Source organism: Leucobacter sp. (genome assembly GCF_053528595.1).
This window is the reverse complement of the sequence record NZ_JAIVPF010000062.1, coordinates 1-18,117: the sequence shown is the minus strand read 5'-3', so window position 1 is coordinate 18,117 and position 18,117 is coordinate 1. Positions and strand designations below refer to the sequence as shown.

Here is an 18,117-nt window from a genome sequence, read left to right as displayed (position 1 = left end):
GAGTACGTCATTTGACAGATGCTCGCCCGGCAGAAGCGGTCCACGGTGGTACTACTCCGCCGGCGCAGAACCCGAACCGGAGACGCGCACCCGATGACCCACGAGGAAGTGACCGAATCATGATCAATCCGCGCCCCTACGTCGACATGCTCAAGGCCGTCGACATCCCGGACTACCGCATCTTCTCCGACGCCGAGTACGCCTCGCGCCTCGCCCGCGTGCGGGGCAGCATGGCGGAGGCCGGCATCGACGTGCTGCTGGTCTCGAACACGGCGAACTGGGCGTGGCTCACCGGCTACGACACCACGATGCCCTCCTGCTACGGCGTCGGGATCGTCTTCTCCGATGGATCGCTCGCCGTGCACACCGCCGAGCTCGAGGCGCCCTGCGCGCTCGCCAACTCGGTGGTGAGCGACGTGCGCGTGTACGACTGGTACGACAACCGCTCCACCGCCGAGCAGCTCGCGGGTGTGCTGCGCGATGCCGGCGAGGCGGGGAGGACCATCGGCGTCGAGATGGCCTACCCCGACACCTTCGGCCCCGGCGCCTACGACGCCGCGAGCTTCCTCACCCTGCAGCGCGTGATCCCCGAGTCGCGCTTCGAGGACGCGACGCAGCTCATCATGCAGCACCGCATGATCAAGTCGGCGCAGGAGATCGAGTACATGAAGCAGGCGGGGAGCATCACCTGGCTCGGCCTGGAGGCGGCGCTGAACGCCGCCGCAGAGGGGAGGAGCGACCAGGACATGGTCGCCGCCGGCTCCGGGGCGCTGTTCGCGAACGGCTCCGAGCTGACCTCGATCGACGGCATGGTCATGGTGGGCGAGCGGGCCAAGATCGGCCCGCACATGCCGTTCAAGCGGACGACGCTGCGGCAGGGCGACTCGATGTACCTCGAGTTCACCGGCACCTACCACCGCTACAACGCGCCGAGCATGCGCAGCGGGGTGATCGGTGCCCCGAGCCCCGGCCTGCAGCGCCTCGCGGACGCCGCGATCCACACGCTCGAGCTGCTCATCGAGAACATCCGCCCCGGCCGCACCGGACACGACATCGCCGAGGCGGTGAAGCACGGATACGATCCCGTGGCCGACGAGATGTGGTTCCACGGCGCGTACGGCTACGGCATCGGCATGGGCATGCAGCCCACCTGGTGCGAGGCGCCGGTGTACATCGCCCCCGGCGTCGACATCGAGCTGCGGCCCGGGATGGCCTTCCACCTGCCCCAGTGCGTGTTCGTGCCCGGCCAGTACGGCACCGGGTTCAGCGAGAGCGTCGTGGTCACCGAGACCGGCTGCGAGCTGCTGACCCCGGGCCTGGGCCGCGAGCTGGTGATCCGGTAGCCCCGGCCGGGAGCCCGCCCGCCGCATCCGTCGGAGTCGAAGGAGACATCATGACGAACCCACCCGCCGGCCCTCCCCTCGCGCTGGAGGTGCGGGGGCTGCGCAAGTCGTACGGAGCGACCCGCGCGCTGCGCGGCGTCGACCTCGAGGTGCGCCGGGGCGAGGTGATGGCGCTCGTCGGCGGCAACGGATCGGGCAAGTCCACGCTCGTGAAATCGCTCGCCGGCGTGGTGCACCCGGACGAGGGCCGCCTCCGGATCGGCGGGCGGGACTACGACCTCACGTCGTTCTCACCGGCCGAATCGCGATCGTGCGGCCTGTACATGGTGCACCAGCACCGCACGACCTTCGAGCAGCTCACGGTGACGGAGAACCTGTCGATCGGCCGCGGCTTCGAGACCGGCGCGAGCGGGCGGATCCGCTGGGGCGCGGCGCGCAGACGCGCCCAGCGCCTCATCGAGGAGTACGGGATCGGCTGCAGTCCCGACACGCCGCTCGGAGACCTCCGCCCCGCCGCGCAGACCATGGTGGAGATCGCCCGGGCGCTGCAGGATCGGACCGGCGCGGGAGACGGGGTGCTCGTGCTCGACGAGCCCACCGCGAGCCTGCCGCCGCAGGAGGTCGACTTCCTGCTCGACGCGCTGCAGCGCTTCGCCGCCGGTGGGCAGGCGGTGATGTTCATCTCGCACCGCCTCGACGAGATCCTCCGGATCGCCGACCGGGTGAGCGTGCTGCGCGACGGCGGCATGGTCGGCCGGTACCCGGTGGAGCAGCTCGACCGGGACGGGCTCATCGAGCTGATCGCGGGCAAGGCCGTGGAGCTCACCGTCTCCGAGGCCGCGGTGCCCGACACGGAACCGCCCGCGCTCGAGGTGCGGGATCTCGGAGGCGGGTCCCTGAAGCGGGCATCGTTCGACGTGCGCCCGGGCGAGATCGTGGGCGTCGCCGGTCTCGCGGGGTCCGGGCGCAGCACGCTGCTGCGGATGCTCTTCGGGGCGCAGCGCCCGGAGCGCGGCGAGATCGCGCTGCGGGGGAGGCCCTACCTGCCGAGCGGCCCCGGCGAGGCGATGCGTCGCGGCGTCGCGTTCGTGCCCGAGGACCGTCCGAAGGACGCGGTGTTCCTCGACCTGTCGATCGCCGAGAACCTCTCGATCGGGCACATGCGCAACTTCACACGGGCGGGCCTCGTGGATCGCGCCGCCGAGCGGCGGGCGAGCCGCGACGCGATCCGCGAGTTCGGGATCAAGACCGAGTCCGAGAACACGCTGATCGCCCACCTGTCGGGCGGCAACGCCCAGAAGGTCTCGGTGGCCCGGTGGCTGCTCGACCAGCCGCCCGGGCTGCTGCTGCTCGACGAGCCGTCCCAGGGCGTCGACGTGGGCGCGCGCTCGGAGATCTGGGAGATCGTGCGCGCCGCCGCGGCGCGCGGCACCGCGATCCTCGTCGTCAGCTCCGATCTCGAGGAGCTCGTGTTCCTTTCCCAGCGGATCCTGATCATGCGCGACGGCGCGCTCGCGGGATCCATCGTCAGCGCCGGCGCATCGCCGGAAACGATCAATCACAAGCTCCACAGCATGGAGGTGGGAGCATGAGCACCCAGAGTCCCGAGACCACCGAGCAGCCGACTCTCGCGCCCACCGGGGTGATCCCGCTGTCGCAGCGCACCCCGTGGCTGCGCACCCTCTTCGAGTCGGGCGGGCTCGTACTGGTCACCGTCGCCCTCGCGATCGTGTGGTCGATCCTCCCCGAGACCGCCCGCGCCTTCCCGTCGCTGCCCAATCTGCGGGTGGTGCTGCTCAGCCAGTCGGTGCTCGTGATCATCACCATGGGCGTGCTGATCCCGCTCATCACGAGGCAGTACGACTTCTCGGTCGGGGCGGTGTGCGGGGTGTCGTCGCTCCTCGCCGCCGGCGCGCTGAACGCGGGCCTGCCGCTCGCGGCCGCGATCCTCATCGCCCTCGCGGCCGCCCTCGTCGTCGGCGCGATCAACGGGATCCTCGTCACCGTCGTCGGGGTCGACTCCGTGATCGTGACCCTCGCCATGACCACGCTGCTCGCGGGCGTCGCCACCTGGTACACCTCGGGCAAGAGCATCGTGACCGGCATCCCCGAGTCGCTGCTCGCGGTCTCCGACCCCATCGTGGCCGGGATCCCGATCTCGTTCGTGATCGCGCTCGCGATCACCTGCATCACCGCGTTCGTGCTGAAGAACACCCCCTTCGGCCGGTACCTGCACGCGATCGGCTCGAACGCCTCGGCCGCGCACCTCGTGGGGCTCCCCACCAGGCGGTACACGCTCACGGCGTTCCTGCTCTCGGCGCTGTACTCCGGGGTCGCCGGGGTGCTGCTGCTCGGGATCACGGGCGCCGGCAACCCCCGCGTCGGGCCGGAGTTCATGCTCCCGGCGATCGCAGCGGCCTTCCTGAGCGTCGCGGCCATCAAGCCCGGCCGCTTCAACGTCTGGGGCGCATTCGTCGCCATCGTCTTCCTCGCCGTGCTCAACAGCGGACTCAACCTGCTCGGCGTGGACTCGTACGTCAACGACTTCGCCAACGGGATCGCCCTCATCGCCGGCGTCTCCCTCTCCGCGCTGCTCAGGCGCCGCAAGCGCTCCTGACCCGCGACCGGCGTGCTCGCACGCGCCCCGCGCCCCCGCAGGATCACCCCCTTCGCACGATCCCAACGCCCGATCCCCACGAAAGGTCCAGTCCCATGAACACCACATCGAAACAGCGCCGTTCCGGGCTCTCGGCGGCGGCCCTCGCCGCGGGCGCCCTCCTCCTCGCGGGGTGCGCCGACGCCGGCGGCGGCGTCGTCGACGAGAACAGGCCCGAGGGGGCCGGCGTCGCGGCTGTCGCGGACGACCTGCAGCGGTGGCTCGAGGGCACGAGCGTCGAGCCCGACACCTCCGACAGCCCCGAGCCCGCGGCCGACAAGGAGGTCATGCTCATCTCCTGCGGCCAGTCGACGAGCTCCTGCGCGCGGGGCATCCAGGGTGCGGAGGAGGCGGCCGAGGCGATCGGCTGGAAGTCCACCGTCTACGACACCAAGGGCAACCTCTCGGCCGCCGGCGACGGCATCCGCCAGGCCATCGCCTCCGGGATCGACGGCATCTTCATCTACTTCATCGACTGCAGCTACATGCAGCAGCCGCTCGAGGAGGCGAAGGCGGCGGGGATCCCCGTCGTGCAGGCGGAGGGCGTCGACTGCGACGTCGCCGATCCCGCCGCGCCGTCGCTGTTCAGCTACAGCGTCGAGTACGTCGAGGGTGATCTGCTGACCTGGATCGAGGACTTCGGCGCGGGCTCGGCCGCGTACCTCATCGACCAGACCCGGGGCTACGCGGACACGCTGTTCGTCGCCGACAACGCGGCGATCGGCACGGAGCACGTGATCGCCGGTTTCGACCGCATGATGGAGCGCTGCCCCGACTGCACCGCCGAGGTGCTCGAGTACTCCTTCGACAAGCTCTACGGCGAGGGCGTGAGCCAGGACCTGCAGCAGCAGCTGCTGAAGCGGCCCGACGTGAACTCGGTGGGCGTCGCCTACGACGCGATCCTGCTGAGCGGCGTCGCCGACGCGGTGCAGCAGGCCTCGAAGAGCGGGCAGGACTACCTGCTCACCGGTGGCGAGGGCTCGGAGGCGGCGATGGACTACCTGCGCAGCGGGCTCGTCGTCGCGGGGGTCGGCCTCGACAACGAGTGGGAGGGGTGGTCGGGCATCGACAACCTCAACCGCCTCTTCCAGGGCGCGCCGACGGCCAACAGCGGCATCGGGATCGAGATCTACGACGCCGAGCGCAACACCCCGGAGTCTGGCCCGTTCGTCTCGAAGATCGACTACGAGTCGGTGTACCGGGAGGCGTGGGGGCGCTGAGCCGCCCGAGAATACGTCAAACACCCCATGAGCGGCGGGTTCCGCACGCGGCAGAGTGGTGGGGCACACCACCGCCGAAGTCCGAGGATGACATGCCAGCAGCAGACCACCGCAGAGTCGCAATCGTCACCGGGGCCGCATCGGGGATCGGGCTCGCGATCGCCGCTCGCCTGCTCTCCGACGGCTACCGGGTGGGCCTGTGCGACTTCTCGCCCCGGCTCCGGGAGATATTCGAGGCCGAGGTCGCGAGCGGCGAGGCGGTGGCCGTCGTCGGCGACCTCGCCGACGCTGAGGTGCGGCGAACGCTCGTCGATGCCACCCGAGCGGCCTTCGGGCGGATCGACGCGCTCGTGAACAACGCTGCCAGCGGCGGCGAGGCCGCGGAGGTCGAGACGCTCGACCTCGACGGGCTGCGCCGCACGCTGGAGATCAACGTCGTGGCGGTGGTCGCGCTCGCGCAGCTCGTGATCCCCGCGCTGCGCGAGTCGCCCGCCGGAGCCGTCGTGAACATCGGCTCGCTGTTCGGCGACGAGCCGGTCGCGGGCGGCGCGCCTTACTGCGCGAGCAAGGGCGCGATCCACACGCTGACGCGGGTCATGGCGCTCGAGCTCGGCGGTGCGGGGGTGACCTGCAACACGGTCGCCCCCGGCTTCATCCTCACGCCGATGCACGCCGAGGAGGTCGAATTCCAGGCCGGGCAGCGCGGGATCACCGCCGAGCAGCGCTACGCGGAGCTGCGCGCGCAGGTGCCCCTCGCGCGCCACGGCGAGCCCGCCGACATCGCGGACGCCGTGGCGTGGCTCGTGGGAGGGGATGCCCGCTACGTCACCGGCCAGCGGATCGCGGTGAACGGGGGTGTGCAGTTCGGCTGAGCCCGGACTTGCTACTATCTCCCCAGCCGCCCGGCGCCACCGATGTCCTCGCCGGGCGGATCCACGACGGCGGGGTGGCCGCGAATCGGGAGGTCGGCGTGCTGCAGGGGGTGGTTGAGCGGACGATCGCCGCGGACACGCCGGTCGCCGCGCTGCCGCGGCAGGTGCCTCCCGGGATCTGGGGCTACGCGAAGGCGTTCCTCCTCATCCGCCGGCCGGCCCTCAGGTTCGTCTGGCGCGAGGAGAACCAGTGGCTCGACGTGCAGCTCACCCTGGAGAACGCCCCGGGCGTGCGCCCGCCCGGGACCGAGCGGGTGTTCGTGCGGATCCGGCCCAGCGAGATGCCGCGCGGGCTCACCGTCCGCGAGCTCGACGTGCTGACCCTCGTGGCACTGGGCTTCACGAACGGCGGGGTCGCCGAGCGGCTCGGCACCTCGGCGCGCACCGTGTCGACCCAGCTCGAGCGGCTGCTCGAGAAGCTCGGGCAGAGCTCGCGCGGCGGCCTCGCCGCGATCGCGGTCGACCTCGGGCTGCTGCGGATCCCGCTCCCCGGCGGGACTCCCGAGCCGGGCGGCATCGGCGTCGCCGAGCTGGAGCTCGCCTACCAGCGGCGCCTGGGCCACGCGCACCAGCCGATCCGGGCGGATGACTCCTCGCGCATGCCGATCCGCCTGGGGATCGTGGTGCCGGACGCCTCCTCATCCGACGGCGCGCAGGTGCTCGGCGGCGCACTGCTCGCGGTCGACGAGATCAACCAGTACGGCGGCCTCAGGGGCCGCTGCCTCGAAGCGGTGCGGGTGGAGGTCGACCTCTTCGACTGGGCGAGCGTGAGCGCCGGCCTCGACCGCCTCTTCGCCGCGGACGTCGACGCCATCGTCACGAGCTACGTGAGCGCCGAGCACCCAGAGGCGATCGATCGCATCGCCGAGTACGGCAAGCCCTTCCTCCACACCGCGACGTTCGAGGCCGACGTGCAGAAGACCGAGAAGGAGCCCTGGAAGTACGGCATGGTCTTCCAGACCTGCGCGTCGGAGACCCACTACGCGCCCGGAATGCTGAGGGTGCTCGACGAGCTCGAGCGCGCGGGCTCCTGGACGCCGCCGAGCCGCACGATCGTGCCGCTCGAACTCCCGTCGGCGAGCATGCATCTCGCCACCCCCGCGTTCAGGGAGTTCGCCGCGGAGCGGGGCTGGCGGGTCGTCGAACCCGTCCTCGTGCCGGCGGGGGGCACCGACTGGGACCGCGTCGTGGCCCGGGTGGCCGATGAGGACCCCGCCGCGATCCTCTTCGCCAACTACCTCGAGCGGGAGTTCGCGGCCTTCCAGCGCGCGTTCCTCCGCCGGCCGCGGAACGCGCTCGTCTACGGCATCTACGCGCCGTCCAATCCCGCCTTCATCCGCGACCTCGGGCCGGCGGCCGACGGCGTGATGTGGTCGACCACCACCGGCACCTACGACGACGAATTCGGCGGGCGCTTCCGCGAGCAGTACCGCGCGAAGCACGGCGAGGATCCCGGCTGGTCGATCGGCGGAGCGCTCTACGACCAGGTGCGCATGCTCGCGGCCGCGTGGTCGTCGGTCGACGCGGGCGATGTGTCGGAGGTCGTCAAGCACCTGCGCCGCTGGCCGTACCGCGGTGTGAACGGCGTCTACTACTTCGGGGAGAGCGGCCAGAGCCCGAAGCTGTACCCCGACACCACCGCCGACGCCGCGCTCAGCCAGGCGCACCTCATCTACCAGATCCAGAACGGCGAGCACGTGCTCATCAGCCCGGAGCCCTTCGGGCGGGTCTCCGACTTCCAGCGGCCCGGCTGGATCGCCTGACCCGGCTCTGCGCCGGCTGTTTCGACGTCCGTCATCCTGCGCGATACTGCGATTCGCTTCGCTCGCGCAGCATGACGAGAAGCAGCGACTGCAAGAAGACCCTGCTGTTCCGCCGCGCCTGACGCCGCGCGGCGTCGGCGGAGACGCACGGCCGCAACCGGTCCGCGCCGCGCCGCCGGATCCGTCAAATGACCCATGCCGGCACCCGCTGGTGTGTCCTACGGTATGAATCTGACGTGGCATGGGCCTCCCCCCAGCAACGAGTGATCATCGTCACAAAGGAGTGGAATGTTGAGTGAGAACCAGGCTCCGGGCGGAGCCAAGAGGAAGCGGATCACACGCCGCGACCTGGTGCGCACCGCGGGCATCACCGGTCTCGCGGGCCTGGCCGCCGGCGCGGCCGGCGGGTACTTCGGCGCACCGCGCGTCGGCTCCTCCGCGGCCGCGGGGGGCGGCGGCACCATCAAGTTCGGCCTCGTGGCTCCCGTGACCGGCCCCTACTCGGGCGACGGCCAGGAGATGGAGCGCGGCGCGCGCCTCGCGATCGAGGACATCAACGCGCTGGGCGGCGTGCTGGGCCAGGAGGTCGAGCTCGTCATCGGCGACGTCAGCGACCTGGCCCCCGAGAACTTCATCCAGGCGGCCGAGCGCCTCGTCTCGCGCGAGCGGGTCGCCGCGGCGGGCGGCGGTTACACGACCTCGACCTCCGTCGAGTTCGACACCTACGCGCAGGGCGGGGTGCCGCTCTTCCACACGAACACGTTCCAGGAGAACTCCGACTACGTGGCGCAGAACGGCATCACGAACATCTTCCAGTGCTGCCCCACCGAGCCCTGGTACGCGAGCGGCTTCCTCCAGCTCATGCAGGGGTGGATCGAGGCCGGCCTCTGGACGCCCTCGTCGAACACCGCGGCGGTCATCTCCAGCAACGACGCGTACTCGATCTCCATCGCCAACGTGATGATGGACGGGCTGAAGGAGCTCGGCTGGACGATCACGATGTACGAGGAGGTGTCCGTCCCCTACGCCGACTGGGGCCCGCAGCTCTCGAAGATCCGCAACGACCCGCCCGGCCTCATCTTCGTCACCGACTACCTCGCGGGCGATCTCGCGAGCTTCGCGAAGCAGTTCGCCACCGCGCCCACGCCCTCGCTCCTCTACCAGCAGTACGGACCGAGCGTGCCGGAGTACCTCGAGCTCGCGGGCGACGCGGCGAACGGCGTGATCTGGTCGACCACCATCGGCACGCTGCCCGACGAGATGGGCGACCGCTTCCGCGAGCGCTACGTCGAGGCCTACGGCACCGAGCCCGGCCTCAGCCAGTCGGGCGCGCAGTACGACATCCTGCGGCTCTGGGCCATGGCCGCCTCGCGGGCGGGCGACGCGTACGACTCCGACAAGGTCTCGGCCGCCGTCAAGGACCTCGTCTTCCGGGGAGTGGTCGGCACCTACCGCTTCAGCGACGACGATCTGACCGCGATCCCGTACCCCGACGCGGTGAACGATCCGAGTCTCGGCATGCCGCACCTGACCTATCAGATCCAGGACCAGCAGCAGATCCTGATCTCGCCCGAGCCGTACATCAACGGCGAGTTCGTGCTGCCGGGCTGGCTGTGATGAGCGGCCCGGGCACCGCGCTCCTCGAGGTGCGGGGAGCGACGAAGCGCTACGGCGGCCTCATCGCGGTGAACGACGTCAGCTTCAGCGTGCGCGAGGGGGAGATCTTCGGCATCGCCGGGCCGAACGGCGCCGGGAAGACCACCCTGTTCGACGTCGTCACCGGCATGGTGCGCGCGACCAGCGGCGAGATCCTGTTCGACGGGGCCTCGATCGTCAAGTCCTCCGTGCACGAGATCTGCCACCGCGGGATCACCCGCACCTTCCAGAAGCCCTCCGTGTTCGACAGCGAGACGGTCATGGGCAACGTCGTCGTGGGCGGGCACTTCGGCTCGGGAAAGCCCTGGTGGAAGAGCCTCAGCCGCGACCCCGAGGTGTGGGACCGCTCGGCGTGGGCCCTCGAGTTCGTCGGACTCGCCGATCGCGCGGACGAGCGCTCAGGCGATCTCCCGGTCTACGACAAGAAGCGGCTCATGATCGCCTCGGCCCTCGCGAGCTCGCCCCGGGCGCTGTTCCTCGACGAGCCCTTCGGCGGGCTCAACGACGAGGAGATCGACGCGCTGCTCGAACTGCTGGGCCGCATCAACCGCGACCGGGGCATCACCATCGTGCTCATCGAGCACGTGATGCGGGCGCTGATGGCGCTCGCCGACCGCGTGCTCATCATGGACCAGGGCAAGACCCTGCGCCAGGGGGATCCGCACGAGGTGATGACCGACCCCGAGGTCGTGCGCGTCTACCTCGGGTCCTCGGCGGAGGAGGCGGCCTCGACGGCCGCCATCAAAGTGGCGCGAGAGGAGGAGCGCAATGCTTGAGCTCACCGATGTGGTGGCGGGCTACGGCTCGACCACCATCGTGCAGGGCATCTCGCTCGAGGTCAACCGGGGCGAGTGCTCGGTGCTGGTCGGCCCGAACGGACACGGCAAGACGACGCTGCTGCGCGCGATCAGCGGGCTGATCCGCGTGAGATCGGGCCGCATCGGCTTCGACGGGTCCGACATCACCCGCGAGAAGGCCGAGCGGCTCGTCGAGCGCGGCCTGATCCACATGCCCCAGGGCGACCTCGTGTTCCCCGACATGACGGTGGAGGAGAACCTGATCCTCGGCGCGTTCACGAAGCGCGCGTCGAAGCAGGCGAAGTCGAAGATGGAGGAGGTCTACGACATCTTCCCGCGGCTGCTCGAGCGCCGCACCCAGCGCGCCCGCACCCTCTCGGGCGGCGAGCGGCGCATGCTCGCCATCGGCCGCGGGCTCATGGGCGACGGGAAGCTCATCATGATCGACGAGCCGAGCCTCGGCCTCGCCCCCGTGATCGTCGACGAGGTCTACCACCGCATCCGGCGCATCGTGGACTCGGGTATGACCGTGCTCCTCGTCGAGGAGAACGTGACGCGGGCCCAGACGCTCGCCGACCGCATCCACCTGATCGAGAACGGCGACATCGTCCGCTCGGCCGCGGGCACGGAGCTGCTCGACGAGCAGGCGCTCCGCGAGACCTACCTGGGGGTGTCCGAATGAATCTCGTGCTCCAGACCCTCGTCAGCACGGTGGTGCAGGGCTCGATGCTGGCCCTCATCACGATCGGCATGAACCTCGTCTACGGCACCCTGCGCGTGCTGAACATGGCGCAGGGCGTCATGGTGATGGTGGGCGGCGTCGCCGCCTGGACCTTCGTCGCCCGCATGGGCATGTCGCCCTGGGTCGCGATGATCCTCGCGATGATCGTCGCCGCGCTGCTCGGCATGCTGAGCTACAGCGTCGGCATCAGCCGGCTCATCGGGCGCGCCGGCGTCGACTTCGAGATGACCGCCTTCATCTCGACGTTCGCCGTCGCGTCGATCATCCAGAACCTCGTGCAGCTCATGTACGGCCCGCGCCAGAAGGACTTCCCGGCGCTCGTGCCGGGCCGCATCCAGCTGACCGACGGCGTCTCCATCACGTGGCAGCAGATCCTCACGGCCGCGATCGCGATCCTCGCGCTCTCGGCCCTGGGGCTGTTCCTCACCCGGTCGCGGTACGGCCTCGCCATCGTCGCGGTCGCGCAGAACCTCGACGCGGCGCGGCTCATGGGCATCCCGGCCCGGCGGGCGTACGTGCTCACGATGGGGCTCGCCGCGGGGCTCGCCGGCCTCGCGGGCGTGCTGCTCGCGCCGGTCTACTTCGTGTCGCCCAGTATGGGCGAGCTGCCCATGCTCCAGGCGCTGATCGTCGCCATCTTCGCGGGCCTCGGCAGCACGCGCGGCACCATCATCGCCGCATACATCATCGGCTTCGTGCAGGCGGCGGTCTCCATCTTCTGGAGCTCGACGTACGCGATGCCCGTTCTCTACGCGCTGATCGTGGTCGTGCTCATCGCACGGCCGTACGGCATCGCGGGCAAGCCGCAGGAGGCAAGGCTATGAGTTCGAATCAGACGCTCGACGCACCCGTCGGGGAGGAGGCCGCCGCGCCGCTCGGAGACGCGCGGAGGTGGGACGCCAAGCGGATGGGCTGGCCGCGCCCCCGCCCGGCGCTCGCCGGAGCGGTGCTCCTCATCGCGATCGTGTTCCCGTTCATCGCCCCCGACCGCAGCTGGCTCAGCACCGCGGCGCTCGCCATGATCACCATCACGCTCGCGCAGAGCTGGAACCTGGTGCTCGGCTACGGCGGCGTGTGGAACTTCGGGCAGCTGGCCTTCTACGCGCTCGGCGCGTACTCGGCCGCCCTCCTCGCCACCTACCTGCCGGTGCCGCCGTGGATCGCGATCCCGCTCGCCGGCGTCGTGTCGGGCACGATCGCGCTGCTCCTGTCGATCCCGGTGCTGCGCCTGCGCGGCATCTACGTCTCGCTGCTCACCTTCGGCTTCGCAGAGGTGGTGCGCCTGCTCATCGTCGCCGACCAGTCGGGCGTGACGGGCGGCAGCTACGGCATGTCGGGCTTCGCGGGCTTCGGGTTCTCGGGGCCGCAGGCGCTGAGCATCAACTACTGGATCGGCCTCGGCGCCGCGGTGCTGACCACGCTGATCCTGTTCGCGCTGATCCGCTCCCCGCTCGGGAACGGCATGATCGCGATGCGCGACAACCCGGCGCTGGCGTCGGCGCGCGGCATCGGCCAGCGCACCTACCAGATGCTCGTCTTCGCGATCTCCGGCTTCCTCGCGGGCGTGGCGGGCGCGGTGTACGCGAACGTGTTCGAGATCGCCTCGCCCACGCTCATGGGGCTCGGGCCGATGACCCTCATCGTCACGATGATGGTGGTCGGCGGCCTCGGCACGATCACGGGCCCGATCGTCGGCACGCTGCTCATCTCCTTCGTGCAGATGCAGCTGCAGGACGTGCCCGAGGTGCGGTTCATCGCGCTCGGCATCGTGCTGCTCATCGTGATCCTCGCGATGCCGCGCGGTCTCGTGCCGTTCTTCAGCGCGCTGTGGGCGCGGTTCCAGTTCTGGGTGAACGAGGATCAGGACTGGACCGACGAGGACTACGAGGACTGAAGGCGCCTGCTCCGGTCATCCCGCGCGAAGTCGCGGGATGACCGGAGAAGCGCGCCACCCCGTCATCCTGCGCGCAGTCGCAGGATCCATGAGAATCCCGGGCCACTCAGCTGGCGAGGTACCCGCCGTCCACCGGCAGGGTGACGCCCGTGATGTAGTCGGCGGCGGTGCTCGCGAGGAACAGACAGGCGGCCGCGACGTCCCCGACCGTGCCGATGCGCCTCGCCGGCAGGTGCGCGGTGAGCGCCGCGATCGCGCCCGGGGTGTCTCCGAGCGTCAGCATCGGCGTGTCGATCATGCCGGGCGCCACGGCGTTCACGCGGATCCCGCGGCCGCCGAGCTCGGTCGCGAGCTGGCGCGTCAGGCTCACGACCGCCCCCTTGCTCGCCGCGTAGACGGCGCCCGGCTCGGTCTCGTCGCCCCGTCCGTAGGCCACCGAGCTCAGGAGGACGATCGCCCCGCGGCCCATCGTGCGCGCCGCGGCCTGCGACACGAGGAACGCGCCGCGCCCGTTGATCCGCATCGAGAGGTCCCAGTCCTCGACCGTCATTTCGACCAGCGGCTTCCAGCGGTAGACGCCCGCGCAGTGCACCACCGCGTCGGGCGCGCCGCCCAGCAGCTCGGCGGCGTCGGCGAACACCTCGGCGATGCGCGCTGCGTCGGCGACGTCGGCCTCGCGCTGCACCAGCCCCGCGGCGGACCAGTCGCCCGCCGATCGCAGGTCGATCGCGAGCACGCGTCCGCCGGAGGCGAGCACCCCCTCGGCGACCGCCCGGCCGATTCCGGAGGAGGCTCCGGTGACGACGACGCGGCGGGGGAGCGTGCGGTTCAGATCCATCGATGTGTCCTTCCAGGTCCGGTGCCCGTCCATCAGACCACGGCGCGGCGCGTCTCCGCCTCCGTTATTCGGCGGATGCGCGGGCCGCGTGCGCCGGATGCGATCGGATGCGCTGCGTGCGCGCCGGCGGGACGCGCGGACGCGCAGAGGGCCCCGCGGCGTCGGTCGGCCGCGGGGCCCTCTGCGCGCTCCTCATCGGTGCCCTTCGTTACAGGCGGCCCTCCGCCTCGTCCCACTCGGCGAGATCCTCGGGGCGCTCGGCCGGATCGCCGTACCCGCCGCCGCCCGCGGTCTCGAAGCGCACGATCGTGCCGGGCTCGAGGATGCGCGAGGTCTTGCGCGGCGTCTCGAGCACCCGGCCGTCCGGGCCGATCACCGTGATGACGGTGGGGGAGGCGCCGGATCCGCCGCCCGCACCCTCGGGCGCGTAGCGCGCATCGGTCTGTTCGGCGTAGAAGGTGACGTGCTGCGGGTGCTCGAGGATCTCGTACTCCCGGCGCAGGCCCAGCCCGCCGTTGTGCCTGCCGCGGCCCTGCGAGCCCGGCAGGAACTCGGTCTTGCGGATGCGGATGTTGTAGTTGGTCTCCACGACCTCGGTCGGCATCACACCCACGTTCGACATGTAGGTGTCGACGCCGTCGAGGCCGTCGGACTCGGGCGTGGCGCCGGTTCCGCCGCCGATGACGTCGGCCATCACCGAGGGGAGGCCCGTCAGCGGGCTCGTCGATCCCGCGTTGAAGCAGGCGAAGCTGACGGTGCTCGACGCGACGGCGCGGTCGGGCCAGATGGCCTGCAGGGCGCGGATCAGGGTGTCGGCGAGCCGCTGGCAGGTGTTGTGGCGGATCGACACCGCCGCGGGCGGCCTCGGATTGACGACGGTGCCCTCCGGCGCGATGACGTCGAGGCGGCGCAGCAGCCCGTCGTTCGAGCCGATGCCGGGCGCGACGACGCAGCGCACCGCGTAGACGAGGCCCGCGCGGGCGCTCGCCCACGGCACGTTCATGGCGCCCGCGGTCTGCGGATCGGAACCGGAGAGGTCGATCTCGAGGCGGTCGCCGCGCTTGGTGATCCGCGCGTGCACGCGCGTCGGCGGACCGTCGCGGCCGTCGTCGTCGAGGGATCCCTCGGCCTCGCCCGTGCCGTCCGGCAGTGCGGCGAGCGCGTGGGCCACGGCCTGCTCCACGACGTCGAGCATGCGGTCCATGACGGCGAGCAGCCGCTCCGTGCCGTAGAGGCGGGCGAGCTCCTGCACGCGTTCGTCGCCGAGCTTGCAGGCGGCGCGCTGGGCGCGGAGGTCGCTCAGGGTGGAGAGGGGGTCGCGGAAGTTCTCGGTGAGCAGAGCGACGAGATCCTCGTTCTCCCGTCCCGCGATGGAGAGCCGGATCGGGGGCATCACGACCCCCTCGCCGTAGAGCTCGGTGAGCTCGGGCCCCTCGGAGCCGGGGTTCACGCCGCCCACGTCGATGTGGTGCGCGGCCGTGCCCGCCCAGGCGGCGAGCTCGCCGTCGAGGAAGATCGGGGTCACGATGTTCACGTCGGGCAGGTGCATGGCGCCCTGGTAGGGATGGTTGCAGATGAAGGCGTCGCCCTCGGTGATGCGCCCCTCCCAGCGCGAGAGCACGGACTTCACGACCAGCGACATCGCGCCGAGCTGGGCGGGGATGTAGTCGGCCTGGGCGACGAGGTCTCCCGAGGCGGTGAAGATCGCGCACGAGAAGTCGTCCATGTCGCGGATGATCGGACTATAGCTCGAGCGCTTCAGCACCGAGCCCATCTCCTCCGCGGCCGACAGCAGTGCCGCCGAGGCCACCTCGAAGGTGACGGCGTCGATCTGGAGCGCGTCTGCTCCGGGTGCGGTGTTCATGATCGGATCAGGCCTTTCGCGAGTGGTCGGTGACGATGAGGTCGAGGGTGCTGAGCGCTTCGATGCTCTGCTCGGGCAGGATCACGGTCGTGGCGTCCATCTGCTGGATCACGGCCGGCCCCTCGAAGCGGGCGCCCGCGGGGATGCGCGAGCGCTCGATGACCGGCACCTCGATCTCGCCGACGCCGGGGAGGCGCACGTCGCGCCGGGCCACCACGGCGTGCTCGGGCAGTTCGGCCGCGGCCACCTCGGCGACGTGCTCGCCGATGCGCTCGATGTCGCCGGTGGAGGCGAGGCGGATGGTGACGATCTCGACGGGCTCCTCGAGGTTCGAGTGGCCGTAGCGCTCGCGGTGCGCGTCGTGGAAGAGATCCGGGATCGCCCGCAGGCTCTCGTCGCTCCAGTCGGCGATCGGGATGCTGAGCTCGAAGCCCTGGCCGCGGTAGCGGCAGTCGACCGATGCCTCCTCGCGGATCCGGTCCGCGGGCACGCCGTCGTGCTCGAGCTGGGCGCGCGACTCGCGGCTGGTGCGCTCGAACCACTCGACGAGAGCCGGGTAGGCCGCGGCGGAGGCGGTCGTGAGCACCGTCTGGGAGCGGTCGCTGCGGAGCCCCGCGACGAGCAGGCCGTCGGCGGAGAAGAGGCCGGGGCGCAGCGGCAGGATCGCCTTGCCCAGGTCCATGTGGCGCAGCAGCAGCCCCGTGTGGAGCGGGCCGGCCCCGCCGAACGGCACGAGCGAGAACTCGCGGGGGTCGAGGCCGCGCTCCACGCTCACCTTGCGCAGCGCGCGCACCATGTGGGCGAGCCCGATGGCGAGGATCGCCTCGGCGCCCTCCTCGATGCTGAAGCCGAGCGGCCCGGCGATGCGGCGTACCGCCTCCCTGGCCCGGTCGCGGTCGAGCACGAGCCCGCCCGCCAGCTCGCCGGTGCCGAGGGTGCCGAGCACGGCGTGGGCGTCGGTGATCGTCGGTTCGACGCCGCCGCGGCCGTAGCAGGCGGGACCGGGCACGGCCTTCGCCGACTCGGGGCCCACGCGCAGGCGGTCCGTCGAGTCGATCCAGGCGATGCTGCCGCCGCCGGCCCCGATCGTGTGGATGTCGACGGACGGGGCGAGGAGGGTGTGGTCCTGCACCTCCTGCAGCGTGGTGAAGGGCATCTGGCCGTCGCGCACCAGGCACACGTCGGTCGAGGTGCCGCCCATGTCCAGGCTGATGAGGTGGGGTTCGTCCAGGGTCTCGGCGAGGGCCACGAGGCCGGCTGCGCCGCCGGCGGGGCCCGAGAGCACGAGCCGGTGGGCCTCGACGCCCGCCCGCTCGGCCGGCACCGAGCCGCCGTTCGACTGCATCACGAGGAACGGCGCCTCGACGCCGCTCTCGGCGAGAGCGCCTCCCGCCTTGTTGAGATAGCGCTCGACGAGCGGCCGGAGCGCGGCGTTGATGCCCGCGGTGGCGGTGCGAGGGTACTCGCGGAACTCGCGGGCCACCTCGCTCGAGAGGGTGACCGGTGTGCGGGGGAACGCGGAGCGCAGGGCCTCGCCGACGACCCGCTCGTGGTCGTCGTTCAGGTAGCTGAAGAGGAAGGAGACGGCCACCGCCTCGGGCTCCTCCTCCCGGATCCGTTCGATGAGCTCCGAGAGCTCGTCCTCGGCGAGCGGGGTGACCACCTCGCCCCTCGAGTCGAGGCGCTCGGTGATCTCGAAGCGCAGGCCCCGCTGCACCAGCTCCGCGGGCCGCGCGGGCGTCAGGCTGTAGACGTCGGGCCGATTCGACTGGCGATAGCCGAGCACGTCGCGGAAGCCGCGCGTCGTGATGAGGGCCACGCGGGCGAGGTTGCCCGTCAGCGTCGCGTTCGTCGCGACGGTGGTGCCGTGGCACACGAGCGACACGTCCTCGCGCGGCACGCCCTGCTCGGCGAGCGCCGTGACGGCATTGGCGAGCCCCCGCGAGGGATCGTCGGGGGTCGAGGCGACCTTGGCCTCGCGGATCTCGCCGTCCGCGCGCCGAGCGATCGCATCGGTGAAGGTGCCTCCGGCATCGATGCTGATCGTCCACCGTGGTTCGCTCACGATGGGCTCCTTTCGTCGTTGAAATCTCCGGCCGATCCGCCGGGTCACTCCAGTGTTCCGAGCGGGCGGGACCGCGTCATGCGTCATCCAACGGATCCCCGGCACCGTCCGCCGGGCGCCTCCCGGTGCGGTGTACGTCATCTTGCGGACGGACGGCCCGGCCCCGCCTTGTACCTTTGGCGTGGCCCACTCGGCGGGGCCGTCACGGAAGCAGACCGCGAGGCGGAGGAATCGAAGATGATTAACGGCAATGTGTCTCATTGGTGGCAGCGGGTCGGGGGGCCGAGGCTGCGTCCGGAGTTGCCGGGGAACGTCACGGCGGATGTTGCGATCGTGGGGGCGGGGTA

At 71.1% G+C, this 18,117-nt stretch carries 14 protein-coding genes; 11 read left to right on the top strand and 3 right to left on the bottom strand.

All coding sequences use genetic code 11. The features are described from left to right. Nucleotides 1-119 precede the first annotated feature (119 nt). The 11 genes from ACWKZU_RS12595 (at nucleotide 120) to ACWKZU_RS12545 (ending at nucleotide 13,003) form a co-directional block, all read left to right on the top strand. The gene (locus tag ACWKZU_RS12595; protein WP_449282673.1) at nucleotides 120-1,343 is read left to right on the top strand and encodes a M24 family metallopeptidase; all 1,224 of its coding nucleotides are present in this window, start codon (nucleotides 120-122) and stop codon (nucleotides 1,341-1,343) included. A 50-nt stretch (nucleotides 1,344-1,393) separates the two neighbouring features. Further along, entirely contained in the window at nucleotides 1,394-2,935 is a 1,542-nt protein-coding gene (locus tag ACWKZU_RS12590) for a sugar ABC transporter ATP-binding protein (protein WP_449282672.1), read from the top strand. Further along, nucleotides 2,932-3,960 carry an ABC transporter permease gene (locus ACWKZU_RS12585; RefSeq protein ID WP_449282671.1) on the top strand — a complete coding sequence of 343 codons (1,029 nt, stop codon included), beginning with the start codon at nucleotides 2,932-2,934 and terminating at the stop codon, nucleotides 3,958-3,960. The genes ACWKZU_RS12590 and ACWKZU_RS12585 overlap by 4 nt, the downstream gene beginning before the upstream one ends. A gap of 95 nt (nucleotides 3,961-4,055) precedes the next feature. After that, on the top strand, nucleotides 4,056-5,219 hold the full coding sequence (locus tag ACWKZU_RS12580) for a sugar ABC transporter substrate-binding protein (protein WP_449282670.1): 1,164 nt from the start codon (nucleotides 4,056-4,058) through the stop codon (nucleotides 5,217-5,219). A 92-nt stretch (nucleotides 5,220-5,311) separates the two neighbouring features. Beyond that, a complete protein-coding gene (locus tag ACWKZU_RS12575; protein WP_449282669.1) occupies nucleotides 5,312-6,091 on the top strand; it encodes an SDR family NAD(P)-dependent oxidoreductase in 780 nt (259 codons plus the stop codon). Between the two features lie 8 nt (nucleotides 6,092-6,099). After that, nucleotides 6,100-7,914, top strand: coding sequence for an ABC transporter substrate-binding protein (locus ACWKZU_RS12570; protein ID WP_449282668.1), 1,815 nt, complete (start codon nucleotides 6,100-6,102; stop codon nucleotides 7,912-7,914). Nucleotides 7,915-8,205: 291 nt separating this feature from the next. After that, nucleotides 8,206-9,531, top strand: a complete 1,326-nt coding sequence (locus ACWKZU_RS12565; RefSeq protein WP_449282667.1) for an ABC transporter substrate-binding protein — start codon at nucleotides 8,206-8,208, stop codon at nucleotides 9,529-9,531. Then, the gene (locus tag ACWKZU_RS12560) at nucleotides 9,531-10,346 is read left to right on the top strand and encodes an ABC transporter ATP-binding protein (RefSeq protein WP_449282666.1); all 816 of its coding nucleotides are present in this window, start codon (nucleotides 9,531-9,533) and stop codon (nucleotides 10,344-10,346) included. Before ACWKZU_RS12565 ends, ACWKZU_RS12560 begins: the two co-directional genes overlap by 1 nt. Beyond that, nucleotides 10,339-11,049 carry an ABC transporter ATP-binding protein gene (locus ACWKZU_RS12555; RefSeq protein ID WP_449282665.1) on the top strand — a complete coding sequence of 237 codons (711 nt, stop codon included), beginning with the start codon at nucleotides 10,339-10,341 and terminating at the stop codon, nucleotides 11,047-11,049. Before ACWKZU_RS12560 ends, ACWKZU_RS12555 begins: the two co-directional genes overlap by 8 nt. Further along, nucleotides 11,046-11,933, top strand: coding sequence for a branched-chain amino acid ABC transporter permease (locus tag ACWKZU_RS12550; RefSeq protein WP_449282664.1), 888 nt, complete (start codon nucleotides 11,046-11,048; stop codon nucleotides 11,931-11,933). The genes ACWKZU_RS12555 and ACWKZU_RS12550 overlap by 4 nt, the downstream gene beginning before the upstream one ends. Next, nucleotides 11,930-13,003, top strand: a complete 1,074-nt coding sequence (locus tag ACWKZU_RS12545) for a branched-chain amino acid ABC transporter permease (protein ID WP_449282663.1) — start codon at nucleotides 11,930-11,932, stop codon at nucleotides 13,001-13,003. The genes ACWKZU_RS12550 and ACWKZU_RS12545 overlap by 4 nt, the downstream gene beginning before the upstream one ends. Before the next feature lie 106 nt (nucleotides 13,004-13,109). Here ACWKZU_RS12545 and ACWKZU_RS12540 read toward each other — a convergent pair whose 3' ends face one another. The 3 genes from ACWKZU_RS12540 to ACWKZU_RS12530 all read right to left on the bottom strand — a co-directional run bounded on the left by ACWKZU_RS12540 (nucleotide 13,110) and on the right by ACWKZU_RS12530 (nucleotide 17,770). Then, complete coding sequence (locus tag ACWKZU_RS12540; protein ID WP_449282662.1) at nucleotides 13,110-13,841, bottom strand: SDR family NAD(P)-dependent oxidoreductase; 732 nt, start codon at nucleotides 13,839-13,841, stop codon at nucleotides 13,110-13,112. A gap of 208 nt (nucleotides 13,842-14,049) precedes the next feature. After that, complete coding sequence (locus ACWKZU_RS12535; RefSeq protein WP_449282661.1) at nucleotides 14,050-15,705, bottom strand: hydantoinase B/oxoprolinase family protein; 1,656 nt, start codon at nucleotides 15,703-15,705, stop codon at nucleotides 14,050-14,052. A gap of 7 nt (nucleotides 15,706-15,712) precedes the next feature. Then, nucleotides 15,713-17,770, bottom strand: a complete 2,058-nt coding sequence (locus tag ACWKZU_RS12530) for a hydantoinase/oxoprolinase family protein (protein ID WP_449282660.1) — start codon at nucleotides 17,768-17,770, stop codon at nucleotides 15,713-15,715. Nucleotides 17,771-18,117: the final 347 nt, after the last annotated feature.

Excerpts from the sequence above, each read along its gene's own strand:
- ACWKZU_RS12595 (WP_449282673.1), top strand. The coding sequence starts at position 120 with ATGATCAATCCGCGCCCCTACGTCGACATGCTCAAGGCCGTCGACATC.
- ACWKZU_RS12590 (WP_449282672.1), top strand. The coding sequence starts at position 1,394 with ATGACGAACCCACCCGCCGGCCCTCCCCTCGCGCTGGAGGTGCGGGGG.
- ACWKZU_RS12585 (WP_449282671.1), top strand. The coding sequence starts at position 2,932 with ATGAGCACCCAGAGTCCCGAGACCACCGAGCAGCCGACTCTCGCGCCC.
- ACWKZU_RS12580 (WP_449282670.1), top strand. The coding sequence starts at position 4,056 with ATGAACACCACATCGAAACAGCGCCGTTCCGGGCTCTCGGCGGCGGCC.
- ACWKZU_RS12575 (WP_449282669.1), top strand. The coding sequence starts at position 5,312 with ATGCCAGCAGCAGACCACCGCAGAGTCGCAATCGTCACCGGGGCCGCA.
- ACWKZU_RS12560 (WP_449282666.1), top strand. The coding sequence starts at position 9,531 with ATGAGCGGCCCGGGCACCGCGCTCCTCGAGGTGCGGGGAGCGACGAAG.
- ACWKZU_RS12555 (WP_449282665.1), top strand. The coding sequence starts at position 10,339 with ATGCTTGAGCTCACCGATGTGGTGGCGGGCTACGGCTCGACCACCATC.
- ACWKZU_RS12550 (WP_449282664.1), top strand. The coding sequence starts at position 11,046 with ATGAATCTCGTGCTCCAGACCCTCGTCAGCACGGTGGTGCAGGGCTCG.
- ACWKZU_RS12545 (WP_449282663.1), top strand. The coding sequence starts at position 11,930 with ATGAGTTCGAATCAGACGCTCGACGCACCCGTCGGGGAGGAGGCCGCC.
- ACWKZU_RS12540 (WP_449282662.1), bottom strand. The coding sequence starts at position 13,841 with ATGGATCTGAACCGCACGCTCCCCCGCCGCGTCGTCGTCACCGGAGCC.
- ACWKZU_RS12535 (WP_449282661.1), bottom strand. The coding sequence starts at position 15,705 with ATGAACACCGCACCCGGAGCAGACGCGCTCCAGATCGACGCCGTCACC.